Annotated in this window: 12 protein-coding genes; 2 read left to right on the top strand and 10 right to left on the bottom strand. The window is 71.3% G+C overall.

Translation table 11 applies throughout. The annotated features are described in order from the left end of the window. Positions 1–39: 39 nt before the first annotated feature. The 5 genes from Acor_RS00335 to Acor_RS00315 all read right to left on the bottom strand — a co-directional run bounded on the left by Acor_RS00335 (position 40) and on the right by Acor_RS00315 (position 5,202). Positions 40–1,224, bottom strand: a complete 1,185-nt coding sequence (locus Acor_RS00335) for an acyl-CoA dehydrogenase family protein (protein WP_155334445.1) — start codon at positions 1,222–1,224, stop codon at positions 40–42. Between the two features lie 10 nt (positions 1,225–1,234). Then, positions 1,235–2,476, bottom strand: coding sequence for a cytochrome P450 family protein (locus Acor_RS00330; protein ID WP_155334444.1), 1,242 nt, complete (start codon positions 2,474–2,476; stop codon positions 1,235–1,237). Between the two features lie 20 nt (positions 2,477–2,496). Further along, complete coding sequence (locus Acor_RS00325) at positions 2,497–2,889, bottom strand: SgcJ/EcaC family oxidoreductase (protein WP_155334443.1); 393 nt, start codon at positions 2,887–2,889, stop codon at positions 2,497–2,499. 103 nt (positions 2,890–2,992) lie between these two features. Further along, a complete protein-coding gene (locus Acor_RS00320; protein ID WP_155334442.1) occupies positions 2,993–4,675 on the bottom strand; it encodes a GMC family oxidoreductase N-terminal domain-containing protein in 1,683 nt (560 codons plus the stop codon). Next, entirely contained in the window at positions 4,672–5,202 is a 531-nt protein-coding gene (locus tag Acor_RS00315; RefSeq protein WP_246238323.1) for a DUF5987 family protein, read from the bottom strand. Before Acor_RS00315 ends, Acor_RS00320 begins: the two co-directional genes overlap by 4 nt. 359 nt (positions 5,203–5,561) lie before the next feature. On the opposite strand from Acor_RS00315, the gene Acor_RS00310 reads away from it, so the two are divergent. Together Acor_RS00310 and Acor_RS00305 are read left to right on the top strand one after the other, a co-directional pair. Next, a complete protein-coding gene (locus tag Acor_RS00310) occupies positions 5,562–6,446 on the top strand; it encodes a ParB/RepB/Spo0J family partition protein (protein ID WP_246238322.1) in 885 nt (294 codons plus the stop codon). A gap of 378 nt (positions 6,447–6,824) precedes the next feature. After that, on the top strand, positions 6,825–7,595 hold the full coding sequence (locus tag Acor_RS00305) for a helix-turn-helix domain-containing protein (protein WP_155334439.1): 771 nt from the start codon (positions 6,825–6,827) through the stop codon (positions 7,593–7,595). Between the two features lie 59 nt (positions 7,596–7,654). Here the strand turns inward: Acor_RS00305 and Acor_RS00300 are convergent, their stop codons facing one another. Genes Acor_RS00300 through Acor_RS00280 form a run of 5 tightly spaced genes read right to left on the bottom strand, consistent with a single transcriptional unit; the run spans position 7,655 to position 16,643 of the window. Continuing rightward, positions 7,655–9,034, bottom strand: a complete 1,380-nt coding sequence (locus tag Acor_RS00300; protein WP_155334438.1) for a cytochrome P450 — start codon at positions 9,032–9,034, stop codon at positions 7,655–7,657. Next, entirely contained in the window at positions 9,031–9,528 is a 498-nt protein-coding gene (locus tag Acor_RS00295) for a flavin reductase family protein (protein ID WP_155334437.1), read from the bottom strand. Before Acor_RS00295 ends, Acor_RS00300 begins: the two co-directional genes overlap by 4 nt. 17 nt (positions 9,529–9,545) lie before the next feature. Then, entirely contained in the window at positions 9,546–9,983 is a 438-nt protein-coding gene (locus Acor_RS00290; protein WP_155334436.1) for an acyl-CoA thioesterase, read from the bottom strand. 1 nt (position 9,984) lies between these two features. Beyond that, a complete protein-coding gene (locus Acor_RS00285; RefSeq protein ID WP_155334435.1) occupies positions 9,985–15,690 on the bottom strand; it encodes a type I polyketide synthase in 5,706 nt (1,901 codons plus the stop codon). Continuing rightward, complete coding sequence (locus Acor_RS00280; RefSeq protein WP_246238320.1) at positions 15,687–16,643, bottom strand: enediyne biosynthesis protein; 957 nt, start codon at positions 16,641–16,643, stop codon at positions 15,687–15,689. Before Acor_RS00280 ends, Acor_RS00285 begins: the two co-directional genes overlap by 4 nt. Between the last annotated feature and the right edge of the window lie 25 nt (positions 16,644–16,668).

The raw sequence follows: 16,668 nt of genomic DNA, 5'->3' as shown, positions 1-16,668 counted from the left end.
CGGCGGGCCTGGACTCTCGTCGTTCCGGGGATCGCATCCCTACAGATACGGGCTGTCCGGTTCCAGGCCGCAGAGCACCCGGCCGTACAGCTCCATGTTGGTGTTCGGGTGGTTGAGGGCGTGCAGGTTGATCGCCTCCATGTCCCGGACGATCCGCTGCATCGGGACCGACTCGAAGATGGAGGAGCCGCCGCTCGCCGTGTTGTAGATGCCGATCGCGTCATGGGCCAGCCGGCAGGCCCGGCCCATCGCGACCCGGGCCAGCGCCCGCTCGGTCACCGACCAGCTGTCGCCGGTCGCGCACTTGGCGTCGACCAGCTCGGCCAGCCGGTACGCGTGGAACTCGGCCTCGTCGATCTTGAGGTTGGCCGCCGCCACCTGGTGGTGGGTGATCGGGGCCTCGCGCTGGTCGGTGTACCCGGAGTAGGTGATGCCCCGGCCGGGCACCCGGGCGAAGAACGCCTCGCGGGCGTTCATCATCAGGCCGGCCACCTTGCCGATGGTGGAGGCGGACGCGGCCGGGATCATCGGGCACCGGTAGATCGGCCGGTCCTTGTTGATCTTGGACGCGTACTGCTGCATCATCAGCGGCGCGATGGCGATCACCCGGTCCTGCGGGATGAACAGGTTCTCGGCCACCATCGTGACGCTGCCGGTGGCGCGTAGCCCGGACACATGCCAGTCGTCCAGGACCTGGATCTCGCCGATCGGGACCAGCGCCATAATCGGCTCGCCGCCGCCGTCGGGGGTGGTCAGGACCGCCGACAGCATCTTCCACTGGCTGTGCGCGGCGCCGCTGTTGAACGCCCACCGGCCGTTGACCAGGATGCCGCCGTCCACCGCGGTGGCCATCCCGGTCGGGGCCAGGGTGCCGCAGACCCGGACGTCCGGGTCGTTGCCCCAGACCTCGTCCTGGACCGGGTCGGGGAACAGGCTGACGATCCAGGAGGTGATCCACCAGAGCGCGACGGTGAACCCGACCGCGCCGTCGCCCCGGCCGAGCTGGATGCCGACGTCGACCAGGCTCCGGGTGTCGGACTCGAAGCCGCCGTACCTGACCGGGACCCGCATCCGCAGGATGCCGGTCTCGGTCAGCGCGTCGACCACCTGGTCGTCCATCCGGCGGCCCGCCTCGGCGGCGGGCGCGCGGTCCCTGATCAGCGGGACCAGGTCGGTGGCCCGGCGGAGCATCTCCGCGCGCTGCGGTATCTCCGTTGTATGCAAGTTGAACTCCCTAGACCGTGGCGGGCACGCGGGTCAGCCGGACCGGCAGCGAACGGTGGCCGTTCATGATGAAGGTCGGCAGCGGCTGGAGGTCGTCCGGCTCGACCGCGAGGGTCATGTCGGGGAAGCGTTCCCACAGCCGGGTCAGTCCGACGGTGGCCAGCATCCGGGCCAGCGTGGCGCCGAGGCAGTAGTGCACGCCGTACCCGAAGGAGATGTGTTCCTTGTTCTCGCGGGTGAGGTCGAACACCTCGGCCGAGTCGCCGTGCAGGGCCGGGTCGCGGCCGGCGCCGCTGTAGTTGATCAGGATCGGGTCGCCCTTCGGGATCACCACGCCGTCCAGGTCGATGTCCTCGACCGCGTACCGGAGCGGCAGGTGGCCGAGGGGCGACTCGACCCGCAGGACCTCCTCGATCAGGTCGTTCCAGCCGACCTGGCCCGAGGTGAGCAGCGCGCGCTGCTCCGGGTGGGTGAGCAGGAGGGTGACCGCGTTGTCCATGAAGTTGATCGTGGTCTCCGAGCCCGCGCCGAGGATGGCGAAGATGGTGTCGGCCAGCTCGCCGTCGTTGAGGCGGGAGCCGTCCTCCTCCTGGGCCGCGATCAGGTCGCTGGTCATGTCCTCGCCGGGCTCGGCCCGCTTGGCGGCGATCAGGTCCTCCATCGCCAGCCGCCAGCCCATCAGGGTGGCCTGCGCCTCCTCCGGCGTGACGGTGGTGTTCACCATCATGTCGATGACCTCGTTGGCCTTGCGGCGGGCCGCCTCCGGCAGGCCGATCAGGTCCGCCACCAGCCGGGCCGGCAGCGGGTACGCGAAGCGTTCGCGCAGGTCCACGACCTCGCCGGGGGCGGCGGCGGCCAGGCCGTCGATCAGCTCGTCGACCAGTTCCTCGATCCTGGGCCTGATCGCCTCGGAACGGCGCGGCGTGAACGCCTTGGAGACCAGCTTCCGCAGGCGCTGGTGGTTCTTGCCGTACGCGGTGACCATGTTGTCCATGGCCACCCAGCTGATCAGCTCCCAGTCCTGCGGGATCTGCCCGGTGTAGAAGGCCGGCCAGTGGGAGCGGGCGCTCTTGGTCACCCGCGGGTCGGCCAGCAGCTTCTTGGCCACCGCGTAGCTGTTGACGTCCCACACCACCACGCCGCCGGGCAGCTCGACCTGGGTCGCCGGACCTTCGGCGCGCAGCCGGGCCGCCTCGCCGTGGAAGTCACGGCCGGTCGGGTCGAGGGCGACGGGGCACTTGTTCTCCTGCATAGTGATCTCCAGAACCTTGGTCAGGCCGCGGTGGGGGTGTTCTGGTAGGCGGCGATCAGCCAGCCGTCGTCTTTCCTGGTCAGCACCCAGGTCGCCCGGATCTCCCGCTCGGGGGTGACCTTCTCGTCGCCGGGGTGCAGCACGCCGCCCTGGGTGACGATGACGGCGACGTCGTCGCTGAGGTAGCGCATGCTGAGCGGGTCGCCGTGCACCCGGGTCCCCTTGAACGGGCCGGCGTACGCGGCGGTCATGAAGTCGCGGATCTCGGCCCGGCTCTTCAGGTAGACGCCCGGCAGGATCAGCGACGCGTCCTCGGTGCAGGCCGCGGCGAAGGCGTCGCCGTCGTTCTTCGCCCACGCGGCGACGATCCGGCCGGGGGCCTGTTCCGCACCGCGGGATGGGGCAGTAGTCATTGCTTTTGCCTTTCGGTGGGGTTGTCTCTCTGACGTTGCCATCCGTGACCGGGGGCTGCATCTCTGTGGTTGCTGCCCCCGGTCGGTCGCCACTCGGTCGCGCTCAGTCGCGGACGAGCGAGGGCACCAGCGGCAGGACCGCGTTCCTGGCCGAGGTCGCGCCGTCCGGCGCGGGCGCGCCGTAGGTCACGTTCACGCCGCGGGCCCGGGCCGCCGCGACGATGCCGGGCATGGCCCGCTCGGCCAGCGCGGCGATGGTGAGCGCCGGGTTGACGGTCAGCGCGCCCGGCACCGCAGATCCGTCGGTGACGAAGATGCCCGGATGCCCGCGCAGCTCGTGCCGGTCGTCCAGGGCCGAGGTGGCCGGGTCGTCGCCGATCCGGCAGGACGCCAGCGGATGCACGGTGTACGCGCCGACCACGTCGTTGGTCCACGGCATCACCCGGGACAGGCCGTCCCGCTCCATGATGTCCTTCACGTCGGCGTCGGCCATCGCCCAGCCGCGCAGGGTGTTGGGGGTCGGGTCGTACCGGATCGGGCCCCGGCCCAGCATCTGCTGGGAGATCCGCATCGCGTTCCCGGTGGCCGGCGGCGGCCCGAAGACGCCCTCGTTGTCGTCCTCGGTCATCGCGAAGATGGTCAGCCAGGACTGCCAGCGCCGGACGATCTCCTTCTTCTCGGCCCCGAACCAGCTCGGCCCGGTCGCGTCCGGCACCTGCGCCAGGATGGTGCCGAACCCGGGCGGGAAGTAGAGCTGCTCCAGCGAGTACCGGGTGTATTCGGGCCGCGCGCCGTCCAGCCGGTCCCAGCTGGCCACGCACGGACCCTTCCCGACCTGGGACGCCGCGTACGGCACGCCGTCGGACTTGGCCAGCCCGAGCAGGTCGCGCACCCGGTCCTCGTCCAGGATCGCGGTGTTCAGCCGCTCCCCGTTGCCGGAGAAGTACCGCCCGACCGCGTGCGGCATCGTGCCGAGCTCCGGCTCGGACCGCTGCAGGATCACCGGCGTCGCCCCGGCCCCGGCCGCCAGGATGATGATCTTGGCGTCGATGGAGCCGCTGCCGGCGGTGATCCGGTAGTCCGAGTCGTCGATGATGTTGTAGTGCACCCGGTAGCCGCCGTCGGCGTTGCGGGTCAGCTTCTGCACCTCGTGCATCGGCCGGATTTGCGCGCCGTGGGCGAGCGCGGCGGGCAGGTAGTTGAAAAGCAACGACCTCTTCGCGTCGAATTTGCAGCCCGCCATCATCCAGTTGCAGTTGGTGCACTTGCCGGTGTCGATGGCCACCGGCACCGGGTTGGCGGTGCGCCCGGCGTGCGCGCAGGCCGCGGCGAACAGGCCGCCGGAGTAGGTGACGTCGTTCCAGTCCTGGCGGGTGACCGGGAGTGACTCCTCGACCCGGTCGTACCAGGGGTTGAGGGCGTCCCGGCTGACCGAGCCCGGCCACATCCGGCGGCCGATCGAGCCCTGCCGGTCGAAGACGAACCGGGGGGCCCGCGGCATCGCGGCGAAGTACACCACGCTGCCGCCGCCGACGCAGTTGCCGCCGAGCAGGCTCATCCCGTCGCCGACCACGAAGTCGAAGATCCGGGTGTAGGACGCCCCGAGCTTGAAGTCGTGGTCGAAGTCCTCGCCTTCCAGCCAGGGCCCGCGTTCCAGGACCAGGACGCTGGCGCCGCCCGCCGCCAGGTGGTAGGCGGCGATCGCGCCGCCGAACCCGCTCCCGACGACGAGGACGTCCACGCTTTCCGTGCCGTTGCGGCTTTCGGTGCCATTGCGCTGAGTCATGCGGGGCTCCCCGATGAGGTCGTGCCCGGATGGAGATCGGCCAGCTGACGCCCGTAGGAGTAGTCCGGGAATCGCCACAGCCCGTCGGCGTCCGGCCGGGAGAAGCCCATCGCCGCGAGGCCGGGGTGACCGGCCGCCATCGCGTCGACGGTGTGCAGGTGGGCCCCGGTGTCGAAGGCCATGTTGCTGAACAGCGCGACCAGGATCCAGATCTCCCGCTCGGGGTGGAGCGGCGAGGTCAGGTGCTGGACCAGCGCGGTCCGGTCCGCGAACGACAGGCCGACCAGGGGCGGCAGCGCCGGGTCCGGGGTCAGGCCGTGCTCGGCGGCGTAGCCGCGGGCGTGCTCGTTGAGCAGGTCGGCGAACGCGCCGAGCTCGGTGGCGATGCCGGTGGCCGGGTCGCCCAGGAGTTCGAGCGCGCCGGCCGCGACGGCGCCGCCGCCGGGCGCGGCTCCGGCGACCGCGAGGTCGTCCGGAAACCGCTTCTCACCGGGGACGATAGTGTCGGCAAACGCCTCTAACGTCATAGTTAAGTGGGTTTTGTCGGGTAGGTCAGGTCGCATCGGCGTTCCTCCTGTTTGTACCGTGGAGTCGGCATGTGGACGCGCGCGATCGAACTCCCACATCGTCGTTTCAGTACCGATTGCGGTGCATCTTCCGAAATGCCGTCCTCGCCGGGCGTTCAGACCGTGGCACCCCGTGGGGTTCCGGTCCGCGCGAGGCCGGGGTATTTTGCAAAGATCAGCCCCCCGTGGGGAGGGGCCGGGGACCCGTCCTACTCGGAACCGTCACGTGTGCCGCGCGGCGGTGGAGGTGGCCGATGATACGTGCGCCTGATTCTCCGGCAGGCGGGCTCGACGGACCCTCTCTGGTCCAGCTGGCCTCATTGCGACCTGCGGATTCACCCCGGCTGGCCGGGGAGGACGCGGACCACCTGATCCGGCTCGCCGGACTGGAGACCGCGCTGCCGCCCATCCTCGTGCACCGCCAGACGATGCGTGTGATCGACGGCATGCACCGCCTGCGGGCGGCGGCGATGCGCGGTCAGGACACCATCGAGGTGCGGTTCTTCGACGGCAGCGAGGCCGACGCGTTCGTCCGGGCGGTCCAGGAGAACGTGGCCCACGGGCTGCCGCTCTCGCTGGCGGACCGCAAGGCGGCGGCGGAGCGGATCATCGCCTCGCACCCGATGCTCTCCGATCGGGCCATCGCCGCGTGCGCCGGGCTCGCCGCCAAGACGGTCGGCGCGGTGCGCCGCCGTTCGAACGCGGATTCGCCGCAGTCGAACCAGCCGGGCCGGCGTCTGGGCGTCGACGGCCGGGTGCGCCCGCTCGACGGCGGGGACGGCCGGCGGCGGGCCTCGGAAGTGATCGCGGCCAATCCGGACGCGTCCATCCGCGAGATCGCCAGGGCCGCCGGGGTCTCCCTCGGCACCGCCCACGACGTGCGCCACCGGCTGCTCAGGGGCGCCGACCCCGAGCGGCCGCCGCGACCGCCGCGTAAGCCGCCGGCGCCGCCCCGCCCGGAACCCAAAGACTCCCCCAGCATCCTGCAGACGCTGCGGAAGGACCCCTCGCTCCGGCTGACCGACCCGGGACGTGAGCTGCTCCGGCTGCTCCACTCGCGGTCGATCGCCGTCGGCGACTGGCGCGATCTGGTGGACGCGGTACCGGCGCACTGCGCCGACTCCGTGGCCCAGCTGGCCCGCGACTGCGCCGAGGCGTGGGGTCAGTTCGCCAGCGAGCTGCAGCGCCGGGAGGATTCGGGCTGATCACCGGCCCAGGCGGCCCTAAACGCCGAGCGTAATACGCCCATGGCCTCGTGCGATTACGTCGCGCACCGGTTCAGGCACCCCCCGCAAATGTTCACGGCAGGCCGCCCGGAAACTTTCATGTTCAGAACTTGAAAGGTTGACAGGGAGGGGTTTCCCATTGTCTCTTAACGCTGTGCGGTGATTCTCCAAGACACCGCCGAACCCTTCCGCCGCCGTAGCGTGAATGGAGGCTGCCCCGAAGAAGAAAACCCGAATTCACCGAGGACGCGCGCGAATTCGAGCTCTATTCATGTGGGGAATAATTGGACCTGTGACATCTTCAAACGTCCGACTACACGTAGTCGCGAAAGACGTTTTGGCCAAGGGGAAGCAGCAATGGAAGAGGCCATCGAAAAGGCCGTCGGACGAGTTATTCAAACCATGCATGAGAATCTCAGCGAGCAGTTGACTGTCGATGACATGGCTCGCACCGCGATGTTCAGCAAGTTTCACTTCTCCCGCGTCTTCCGTCAGGCCACCGGGATCTCACCCGGGCGGTTCCTGTCCGCGCTCCGCCTGCAGGAGGCCAAGCGCCTCCTCATCTCCACCTCGCTCAGCGTGGCCGATATCAGCAACCGGGTCGGCTACACGAGTGTGGGCACCTTCAGCTCGCGCTTCAAGAGCAGCGTGGGCATCGCCCCCACCACCTACCGGCAGTACGGCGGCTTCGCCACCCGCATCGTCCCCGACAGCCGTTCGATCGGCGCGGAGATCCGGTCCGCCACCATCCAGGGCGAGGTCTGGGCGCCCTCGACGGCCCGGCTTGGCCTGATCTTCGTCGGGCTCTTCCCCACCTGTGTGCCCCAGGGCCGGCCGGTGCGGTGCACGGTGTTGCACAGCCCCGGTCCGTACCTGCTGGAGGACGTTCCTCCGGGCTCCTGGCACCTGCTCTCGCACGCGGTCTCCCCAGGGGAAGAGGAGATCATCGGTGACCCCTTCAGCCGAGCGCACGCGCCGTCGGTCGCCGGGGTCGGCCCGATCACCATCGGTCCCGACACCCGGATCACGACCGCCGACCTGCACCTCAGGCCGGCGCATCCTCTTGACCCACCTGTGCTGATGGCGCTACTGGACGTGCGGAAGGTCGCGCTCAGATCCGCCGGGTGACAGCAGAGGACGCACGACGAGGCCACGGTCAAGGACGACCGTGGCCCCTCACATTTTCGTCAGCCGATCGCGGTCACCGACATGGGCAGGCCGCCCTTCATCCGCAGCGACAACATCGGCTCGGGGACGGCCTGATAGCCCGGCGCGGCCCTCAGCCGCAGGTCCCTGGCCACCATGGCGGTCACGAACGCGGCCTCCATCATGCCGAGGTTGTTGCCCACGCAGAACCGCGGCCCGGCGCCGAACGGGATGTAGGCGTAGCGCGGCCGCCCGGTCTGCACGTCGGGGTTGAAGCGCTCGGGATCGAACTTCTCCGGCTCGTTCCAGAAGGCCGGATGCCGGTGCAGCGTGTACGGGCAGACCAGCACGTCGGAACCCGCTGGAACGTGATACCCGCCCACCTCGTCGTCCGCGAGCGCCTGCCGGGTGAGGATCCACACCGGCGGATACAGCCGCATGGCCTCCTCGATCACCATCGAGGTGTACCGCAGCCGGTGCAGGTCCTCGTACGCCGGCAGCCGGTCCCCCAGCACCTCCACGGCCTCCTCCCGCAGCCGCTCGGCCACCTCGGGATGCCGGTCCAGCAGGTAGAACGTCCACCCCAGCGTGCTCGCCGTGGTCTCGTGCCCGGCCAGCAGCAGTGTGATCAGCTCATCCGTCATGCGCTGCCGCCCGACCTTGGGATCGTCCTCCTCCGCGGTGGACACGATCAGCTTGGACAGCACGTCGTCGCCCCAGTCGCCGGGCCGGGCCCGGCGCTCGGCCACCAGCCGGTCCACCACGTGCTGGAGCTCCTTGCGGGCCTGCCGGAACCGCAGCTGCTTGGGCAGCGGCACCCACATGGGCACCGCGCCCAGCGACACCATCTCGAACATGGCCTGGTCCTGGACCGCCTCGAAGGCGTGCCCGACCCCGCTGAAGGCGCCCAGGTCGGCGTCGAGCAGGGTCCGGCCGAGCACGCCGAGGGTGAGCGCGGTCAGCTCGTCGGTCACGTTCACTGGACCGGTCCCGGCCAGCGCCCGCAACCGGTCCACCAGCGCGGCCGCCTCCTCGGCGACCACGCCGGCCTGGGCGGCGATGCGTTTGGCCTGGAAGGCCGGCTGGATCATCTTGCGCTGCTTGCGCCACAGGTCGCCCTCGCTGGTCAGCAGGCCGTCCCCGAGGGCGCGTTTGGCCTGCACCAGGCCGATGCCCTTGTGGTAGTTGCCGCTGTTGTCGGCGAGCACGTGTTTGGCGTGGTCGGGGTGGTTGAAGAAGTACAGCGTCTTGGGGCCCATGGAGATCTTCACGGCGTCGCCGTACTGGTCGGCGGCGGCGCCCATCAGGGCCAGCCGGTCGCTCGCCAGCTTGACGAACAGGGCCGGGGCGGACCGCCGGGGCGGCCCGGGCGGAACCGCCCGGGCCTGGTGTCCACGTTGGCCGCCGGTGGTCGCGGTCATGTGCGTACCTCACTCAGGTCGATCTGCCGGAACCTGCCGTTGAAGAACAGCAGGGCCTCCTCGGCCTCCTCGTCGTGGGAGAGCACCTTGCCGATGAAGATGGAGTGGTCCCCGCCGTCGTAGGTGCGCCAGACCTCGCACTCGAACCTGGCGATGCTGGCGTTGAGCATCGGCGCGCCGGTGAGCGTGCCGGGGAACCAGTCGACGTTCTCGAACTGGGCCAGGCCGGGCACCCGCCAGCGGTCGGCGAAGCGTTTGGCCAGGCCCTCCTGGTCGGCGGCGAGCACGTTCACCCCGAACGAGCCGGCGTCAGGCAGCATGCCGTGCATGATCGCGCTCCGGTCCACGCAGATCAGCACGAGCGGCGGATCCAGCGAGACGGAGGTGAAGGAGTTGGCGGTCATGCCGTGCGGAGCGGTCCCGCCGACGGTCACCACGGTGACGCCGGTCGCGAACCTCCCGAAGGCGCGCCTGAGGATTTTCTGGTCTGCCATGTGGATTCCCCCGAGGGCTACGGCACGTAGGGTTGGAGTGCTCGAACCAGCGAGTCGGGCACGCGGGCGGGCACGGTGCGGGTGTTGGGTCCCCGCATGCACGCCACCCGCTGACGGCCGCGGGCGATCAGCGCCTCGCCGACGCCCAGGTCGCGGGCGTCGAGCTTGACGTAGTCGAAGCTGAATTCGAGCTGGGTCTGGGCCAGGTCGACGAGGTGCATCCGGATGGACAGCTCGTCGAAGGCGGTGATCTCGGCGTAGAACTCGCAGTCGACCTTGAGCGTGAACAGCTTGAGGTCGTCCTGCAGTTCGGCGAGCACGTCCGGCGCGTTGGTCTTGAGGAACATCTCCCGGCAACGCCCCTGCCAGCGCAGGTAGTTGACGTAGTAGACGTTGCCGACGATGTTGGTCTCCTCGAAGCCGACCGTGTGCAGGTATTCGAAGTAGTTGCCCACCTCAGCGCCCTTCGGCGAGGACGGCGAGCACGACCGGCTCGCCGTGGCCGCGCAGGCTGGTGGCCAGCGTGGCGATCCGGAGCGAGCCGGAGGCGAACACGACCCAGGGGTCGCGGCCGGCTCTGGCCAGCGTGAGCGGCGCGGCGGTGGTCAGCCCGGCCTTCTGCAGGCACTCCAGCGCGGACCAGACCCTGGTCCCCGCCGTGTCGGCGCTGTCGCCGGTCTCTTCTGCCACCAGGCCGGCCAGCGCGGCGTGCCCGCCGAGCAGCCCGGCCCAGGTCTCGGCCGACCGTTCCGCGACCGGTTCGAGGTCGCAGCCGAGCTGCCCGTCCGCGCGGACGGCGAGCGTCAGCCCGGCGCCGTGCGCGGCCGAGACGGTCCCGCCGTCGATCTCCGGCCGCCCGTCGGGGCGGTACCGGATCTCGACCGGGCCGCCGGACGCGCGCCCGACGGCCAGGGCCGTCGCCGCCCGCCGTTCGCCGCCGGGTTCCACCGCGACGGCGACGTCCGCGCCGATCAGGTCCGCCAGCATCCGCTCCACGTACGGCCCGAGCAGCGCGGGCGCCCACGGGCCCCGGCCGTCGCCCTTGCGTACGGCGCGCAGCCGCAGGCCGTCCCAGCGTTCGACCGGCCGCCCGGTCTCGTCCCTGACGACGATGTCGTATATATAGGTGTCGCCGTCGCGTTCCCGCTCGACCGCGCTGTAGCGCATCCGCCCGGTGGCCGGGGTGGCGTGCACCCGCTCGATGCCCTGCGGGAGCAGGGTGGCGTGCGGGACGCAGACCTGGTTGCCGTGCATCAGCGCGTCGCGCATGCCCGGGTCGCCGAGCAGCAGCTCGCCGGAGAGGTAGCCGGCGAACCAGTCGGCCGCGTCCACGGCGGCGACGTCGGCGTCCACGTGGCGGGCCGCCGCGCGGTGGTAGCCCAGCAGGCGCTGGAACCGCCGGCCCTGGAAGAGGATGCCGCCGTACAGGTCCACGGCCGGGTCCAGCGGGACGGCGGGCAGGCCGTCGGCGATCTGGTCGGGCGGGCCTTCCGGCACCGGGTCGGAGGTGAAGGTGAGCCTGGCCCGGAAGTGGTCGGCCGCGAAGGCCGTCTCCGAGCTGCGGATGGCCACCTCGACCACGTCCGCGCCGGTGACGGCGGCGGCCACCCGGATGGTGGTGACGCCGGCGGGCGGGATCACGATCGGCCGCAGGAACTCGGCGTTCTCGATGACCGGGGTGCCGCTCCAGCCGGTCGCGGCGGTGGCGACCTGCGCCATCGCCTCCATCCCGAACACGGCGGGGAACAGCAGGTTGCCGTCGAGCAGGTGGTCGGCCAGGTAGAGGTCGCCGCCCGCGCCGAGCTCGGTCTCGGTGACCAGTTCGACGCCGTGGTAGCGGATCAGCGGCCGGTCCACGAACCGCAGCAGCGGCAGCTCGGGCCGGTCGTAGCGGACGGTCTCGATGCCCTCGGTCCTGCCGCTGATCACGGTGACCACCGGCGCGGCCGGGTCGCTGACCAGCCGCCGCATGATCTCGACGCCCTGGTCGGGGGTGACGGGGGTGATGCCGTCCCTGGTCAGAGACTCGACCACGTCCAGCCGTTCGCCCATGCCGACCCCGGACCAGACCGACCACTCCATGCAGAGGGTGCGGCAGCCGGGGTGCAGGTCGGCGAACTGCTCGGTGAGGGCGCAGAGCCATTCGTTGGCGGTGGAGTAGTGTCCCTCGCCGCGCAGCCCGGCCCGGCCGATGATGCTGCCGAAGGTGATCAGCAGCTTCAGCCGGCCGGTGTCGACGGCCGACAGCACCGCGAGCAGGCCGTCGATCTTCGGGGCGAAGGTGCGCCGGAACGCGTCCGCGTCCAGCGAGGTCAGCCCGGCCGGTTCGTTGCGGCCCGCGCCGTGCAGCAGCGCCGTGATCGGGCCGATCCCGGCCAGCGCGGCGCCGACCTGGCGCGGGTCGGTGACGTCGGCCTGGACGTAGCGGACCGAGATCCCGAGGTCGCCCATCCGGCGCAGGTTTCCGGCCAGCTCCGCATCCCCCTCCGGCGCGGACCTGCCCATCACCACCAGCGCGGCCCCGCTGTCGGCGGCGACCGCGATCGCGCACTCGGCCGTGATGCCCTTGCCACCGCCGGTGACCAGCAGGACGTCATCCCTGGTCAGCGGGTGTTCGGTCACCGCGGCGGTGACGGGCATGGCCCGCAGGGTGGGCACCCGGCGGACGCCGTCGGCGTCGTGGTGCACTTCGGCGTACCGGTCGGTGGCGGCCACCTCGGCCAGCACCTTCGCGGCGGTGTCCGGCCCGTACGGGATGTGGACGATCGTCACCCGGACGTGCGGGGCCTCCAGGGAGAGGGTCTTGGCCAGGCCGGCGGCGCCGTACGGATCCGACTGGACCAGCACGAACCGGGTGCCGGGCGCCGACACCACCGCCGCCTTGGCCCCGGCGAGGGCCGCTCCCAGGTCGGCCTCCAGGCACAGGTCCGGCAGGCACACCAGGATGCCCGCGCCGACCCCGGCCTGTTCGAGCTGTTCGCGGAGGGCGTCCGCGAACGGGTGGCCCGGCGGGGCGAATGCCCGCCAGGGCCCGTTGCCCCCGGGGACCCTGGGTGTAATCGGGGGCAACGGGGTCTCGTCGAGATCGAGCGAGAACGGCCGCGCCCAGGCGGCGGAACCGGCGATCTCTCGTGGTGCCGCGGGGGCACCGGATTCTGCGAGTGTGCCGAGCGCGTCGGCCAGTTCGCTCACGGTCGAGGTGGCGAAGTTCATCGGCGCGGCGGCCGGGGGGACCCCGAGCGCCTGCGCGGCCTGGTTGACGATCTGCCCGACGGTGATCGAGCTGAGGTGCAGGTCGTCCAGGAGGTGGCTGCCTGGGGCGACCATCTCCATGGGCAGTTCGGCCCGTTCGGCGGCGAGCCGCCGGAGCAGGTCCACGATGGATTCGCCGGCTTCGGCGGAGACCGCGGCGGTTTCGACGGCCAGCACGGGGGCGGCCGCGATGTCCACGTCCGGGACCGACTCGCACGGGCTGGCGAAGAACGAGAACTCCTGCCCGACCTCCAGCGGCCGGACCAGCCGGCCGTGGAACAGCGCCTCGGTGGTGATCGGGACCCCGGTCACGTAGGCCGCCGCGACCACCCGCAGCAGCCCGGTCAGCGACTCGTCGTCGGTGTCCATCGAGACGGCCGCGACGCCGGTGACGCCGGTGGCCAGCCCGCTGAGCACCCGCCCGGGACCGACCTCCACGAACAGGTCGATGTCCTTGGCGGCCAGCTCCACGGCCTGCGCGAACTGCACGGGTTCGGTGATCTGCAGCCGCAGCAGGGCGGGGATGTCGGTGTCGGCGGCCAGCGCGTCGCCGGTCACCGTAGACACGATCCGCGCGCCGATCTGGCCGAACGCGCCCCGGTCGAGCCGGCCCGCGAATTCGGCCGCGGCGGGCGCGACCAGGGGTGAGTGGAAGGCGTGCGAGACCCGCAGCGGGGTGAACTGGACGCCCGCCGCGGCGGCCTTGCGGCCGACCGCCTCGACCGCTTCGGCGGTTCCGGCGATCACCGTCTGCTCGGGCCCGTTGTAGCCGGCGATGACCACCGGGTCCGCCCCGATCAGGTCGAGGGCGGCGTCGGCGGTGGTGGCGAGCCCGGCCATGGTGCCGGAGGAGCTGTGCTCGGTCATCGTCCTGCCCCGCAGGGCGGCCACCTCCAGCAGCGTCTCCTCGTCCATCGCCCCCGCCCAGTGCAGGGCGGAGATCTCGCCGAGGCTGTGCCCGACGGCGACGGCCGCCTCCATGCCGAGCGTGGCCAGGGCGCGCAGCCCCGCCATCGAGCCGGTGACGATCCTGGGCTGGGCCACCGCGGTGGCGACCACGTCCGCCCCTGCGGGCAGCGCCGCCTTGGCGTACACCTGGTCCACCTCGGCGAAGCGGCGGCGCAGCGCGCCGCCGCTGACGCCGCGCCCGGAACCCTGGCCGGGGAACAGGTAGCCGACCCGGCCCACCCCGGTCACGTGGCCGAGGAAGCCCTTACCGTCGAACAGGCTGCTCTCGCCCGCGTCCAGCGCGTCCAGGACGCGGCGCAGCCGCGCCTCCGCGTCCTCGGGCGAGGTCACGATGACGGCCGCCCGGTACGGCAGGTCGCGCAGGTCCCGCTGCAGCGTCGCGGCCAGGTCGCCCAGCTGCGCGTACGACAGCACGGGCACGAAGGCGGCCAGTTCGGCCACCCGTTCCCGCAGTTCGGCCGGGGAACCGGCGTCCATCAGCAGCAGCTCGGCGTCCTGCGCCGAGGCCGCGAGCGCCCGGGTGCGCGGATCGAACGGGAGCCGCTTGCGCGCCCCCGACCGTTCCAGCACCAGATGGGTGTTGATGCCGCCGAACCCCATCGCGGTCACCCCGGCCCTGACCGGTTCGCCGCTGGGCCAGGCCTCGGCCTTGCGCAGCACCCGCAGCGCGACCGGCTCCTCGGTCAGCACCGGATGCGGGTCCACGCAGCCGACGGTCGGCGGCAGCACCTGCTGGTGCACCGCCATCGCCGCCTTGATCAGGCCGGCCACCCCGGCCGCGCCCTTGGTGTGCCCGATCATGCCCTTGATCGAGCTGATCGCCGCGGGCGCGGCGTCCGGGTCGGCCGACCTGCGGGCCAGCGACAGCGCGGTGAGCTCGGTCTTGTCGCCCACCTGGGTGCCGGTGCCGTGCCCCTCGAACATGGGCACGGTCTCGATCCCGAAACCGGCCCGCTCGTAGGCCCGCCGCAGCGCCAGCTGGTATCCGGCCACCTCGGGCCGGGTGATCCCGCCCTTGCCGTCGGAGGAGATCCCCCAGCCGGCGATCGTCGCGTAGATCCGGCGGCCGGCCCGCTCGGCGTCCTCGGCCCGCATCAGCACGATGATCCCGCAGCCCTCGCCGGGCCAGAACCCGTTGGAGCCCTTGTCGTACAGGCGCATCTCGCCCCTGGCCAGCGCGCCGGTCTTGGCGAAGCCGATCACCTCGAACGGGTCGATGGACAGGTCCACGCCGCCCGCGATGGCCACGTCGACGTCCTGGTCGACCAGCGACCGGCAGGCCGTCGCGACCGAGAGCAGGGACGAGGAGCAGGCGCCGTCGACGGTGTAGCCGCCGCCCTTCAGGTCGAAGTGGTTGCAGATCCGGCCGGCGATGGTGTTGGCCAGGCCGCCGGCCAGGCTGTCCTCGTCGATGCCGGGGAACGGCGCCTTGTAGACGGTCTCGTAGTCGCGCAGGAACGCGGCCACCTTCTCGTCCTCCCAGCCGTGCTCCTTGAGCGTGGCCGCGGCGGTCCTGCGCACGTACGGCCAGCGCAGCCGCATCACGTTGGCCCGGGAGAACTCCCCGGTCAGCGTGTTGCCGACGATCACGCCGGTGCGCTCCTTCGGCAGGCCCTCGGCGCCGGGGAACCCGGCGTCGGCGAGGGCCTTGGCGGCGGTGTCGAGGGCCAGCCAGTGGGTGAGGTCGGTGGAGCGGTAGGTGCTTCCCGCGATCTTGTACGCCACCCGGTCGAACTCGTACCCCTCGATGACCGCGGCGTTGCGGGCGTAGAACCGGTCCGGGGCGGCCGGGTCGGCGTCCCAGTAGTCGGCCTGCCGCATCCGCTGGTCGGGCAGCCGCCGGAAGGCCCTGCGCCCGGCGAGGACGTTCTCCCACAGCTCGCGCGGGGAGGACGCGTCCGGGTATCGGCAGGCCATCCCGACGATGGCGATCCTGGTCATACGGGTGCGACCTCCCTGCCGGGCTGGGCCACCGCGGCCTGGGCCTCGGCCAGCGTCGCGGCCTCCTGCTTGGCCCTGGACTGCTCGGAGAAGTGCAGCGACCACAGGAAGCCGCCGCGGACCAGGCAGACGATCGCGGTGGCGAAGAAGATCCCGTAGGGGATGCTCATGCCGGTCAGCACCCCGTAGGTGAGCGCGACGCCGCCGCCGAAGGCGATCTGCGCCCCCGGCTTGGACGGGCTGGTGCCCGGGTCAGTGATCATGTAGTTGGTGAACAGCACGAACGCCACCCCGGTCATGGTCGCCAGACCGCCCAGGATGTTGACGTCCAGCAGCACCCCGCGCACCACGGCCTGGAGCGCGAACCCGCCGACCCAGGCCATGATCAGGTACATCCGCCCGGTCAGCTTGGCGTTGATCATCGTCCCGGCCATCACGATGCCGAGCGGGATCAGCCAGTCCAGCGGCCCGTCGATGTGCTCGGTGAAGTGGTACGGCGGCGCGATGCTGGCCCACGGGAACAGCAGCAGGATGACCGTGATGCCGAAGTTGGAGGGGTTCATGAAGTGCCGCAGCCGCCCGCGCACCGGCGCCCGCAGGATCCACTTGGCGCCGACCGCGACCATGACACCGAAGATCATCACGAGCAGGCGGTCGTTGACGTAGATCAGCATGTTCATCGCGAGGCTGGTGATGTGGGCCGGCAGCAGGAACTCCATCAGCCCCTTCGCCCCGCCGCCCCGGAAGCGCGGCGCCCGGTGTTCCACCCGCGCGCCGATCATCTCCAGCACGATCTCCACCGTGTAGCCGGTGGCCAGCGCGATGAACGGCCAGAGGTAGGGCTGCTCGAAGCCGAGCCAGGTGTAGCCGAGGATGTTGAAGACGGTGATGGACATGGCGAACCGGCGCAGCGCGGTGATCACCTTTTTGTCGTGCCGCGGCGGCTCGGCCACCGGACGAGCACCATTCGCTGTGGAA

The sequence above is a fragment of the Acrocarpospora corrugata genome (genome assembly GCF_009687845.1).
Taxonomy (GTDB): domain Bacteria; phylum Actinomycetota; class Actinomycetes; order Streptosporangiales; family Streptosporangiaceae; genus Acrocarpospora; species Acrocarpospora corrugata.
Note: the sequence above shows the minus strand (reverse complement) of the source record. Positions and strands in the feature narration are given on the sequence as shown.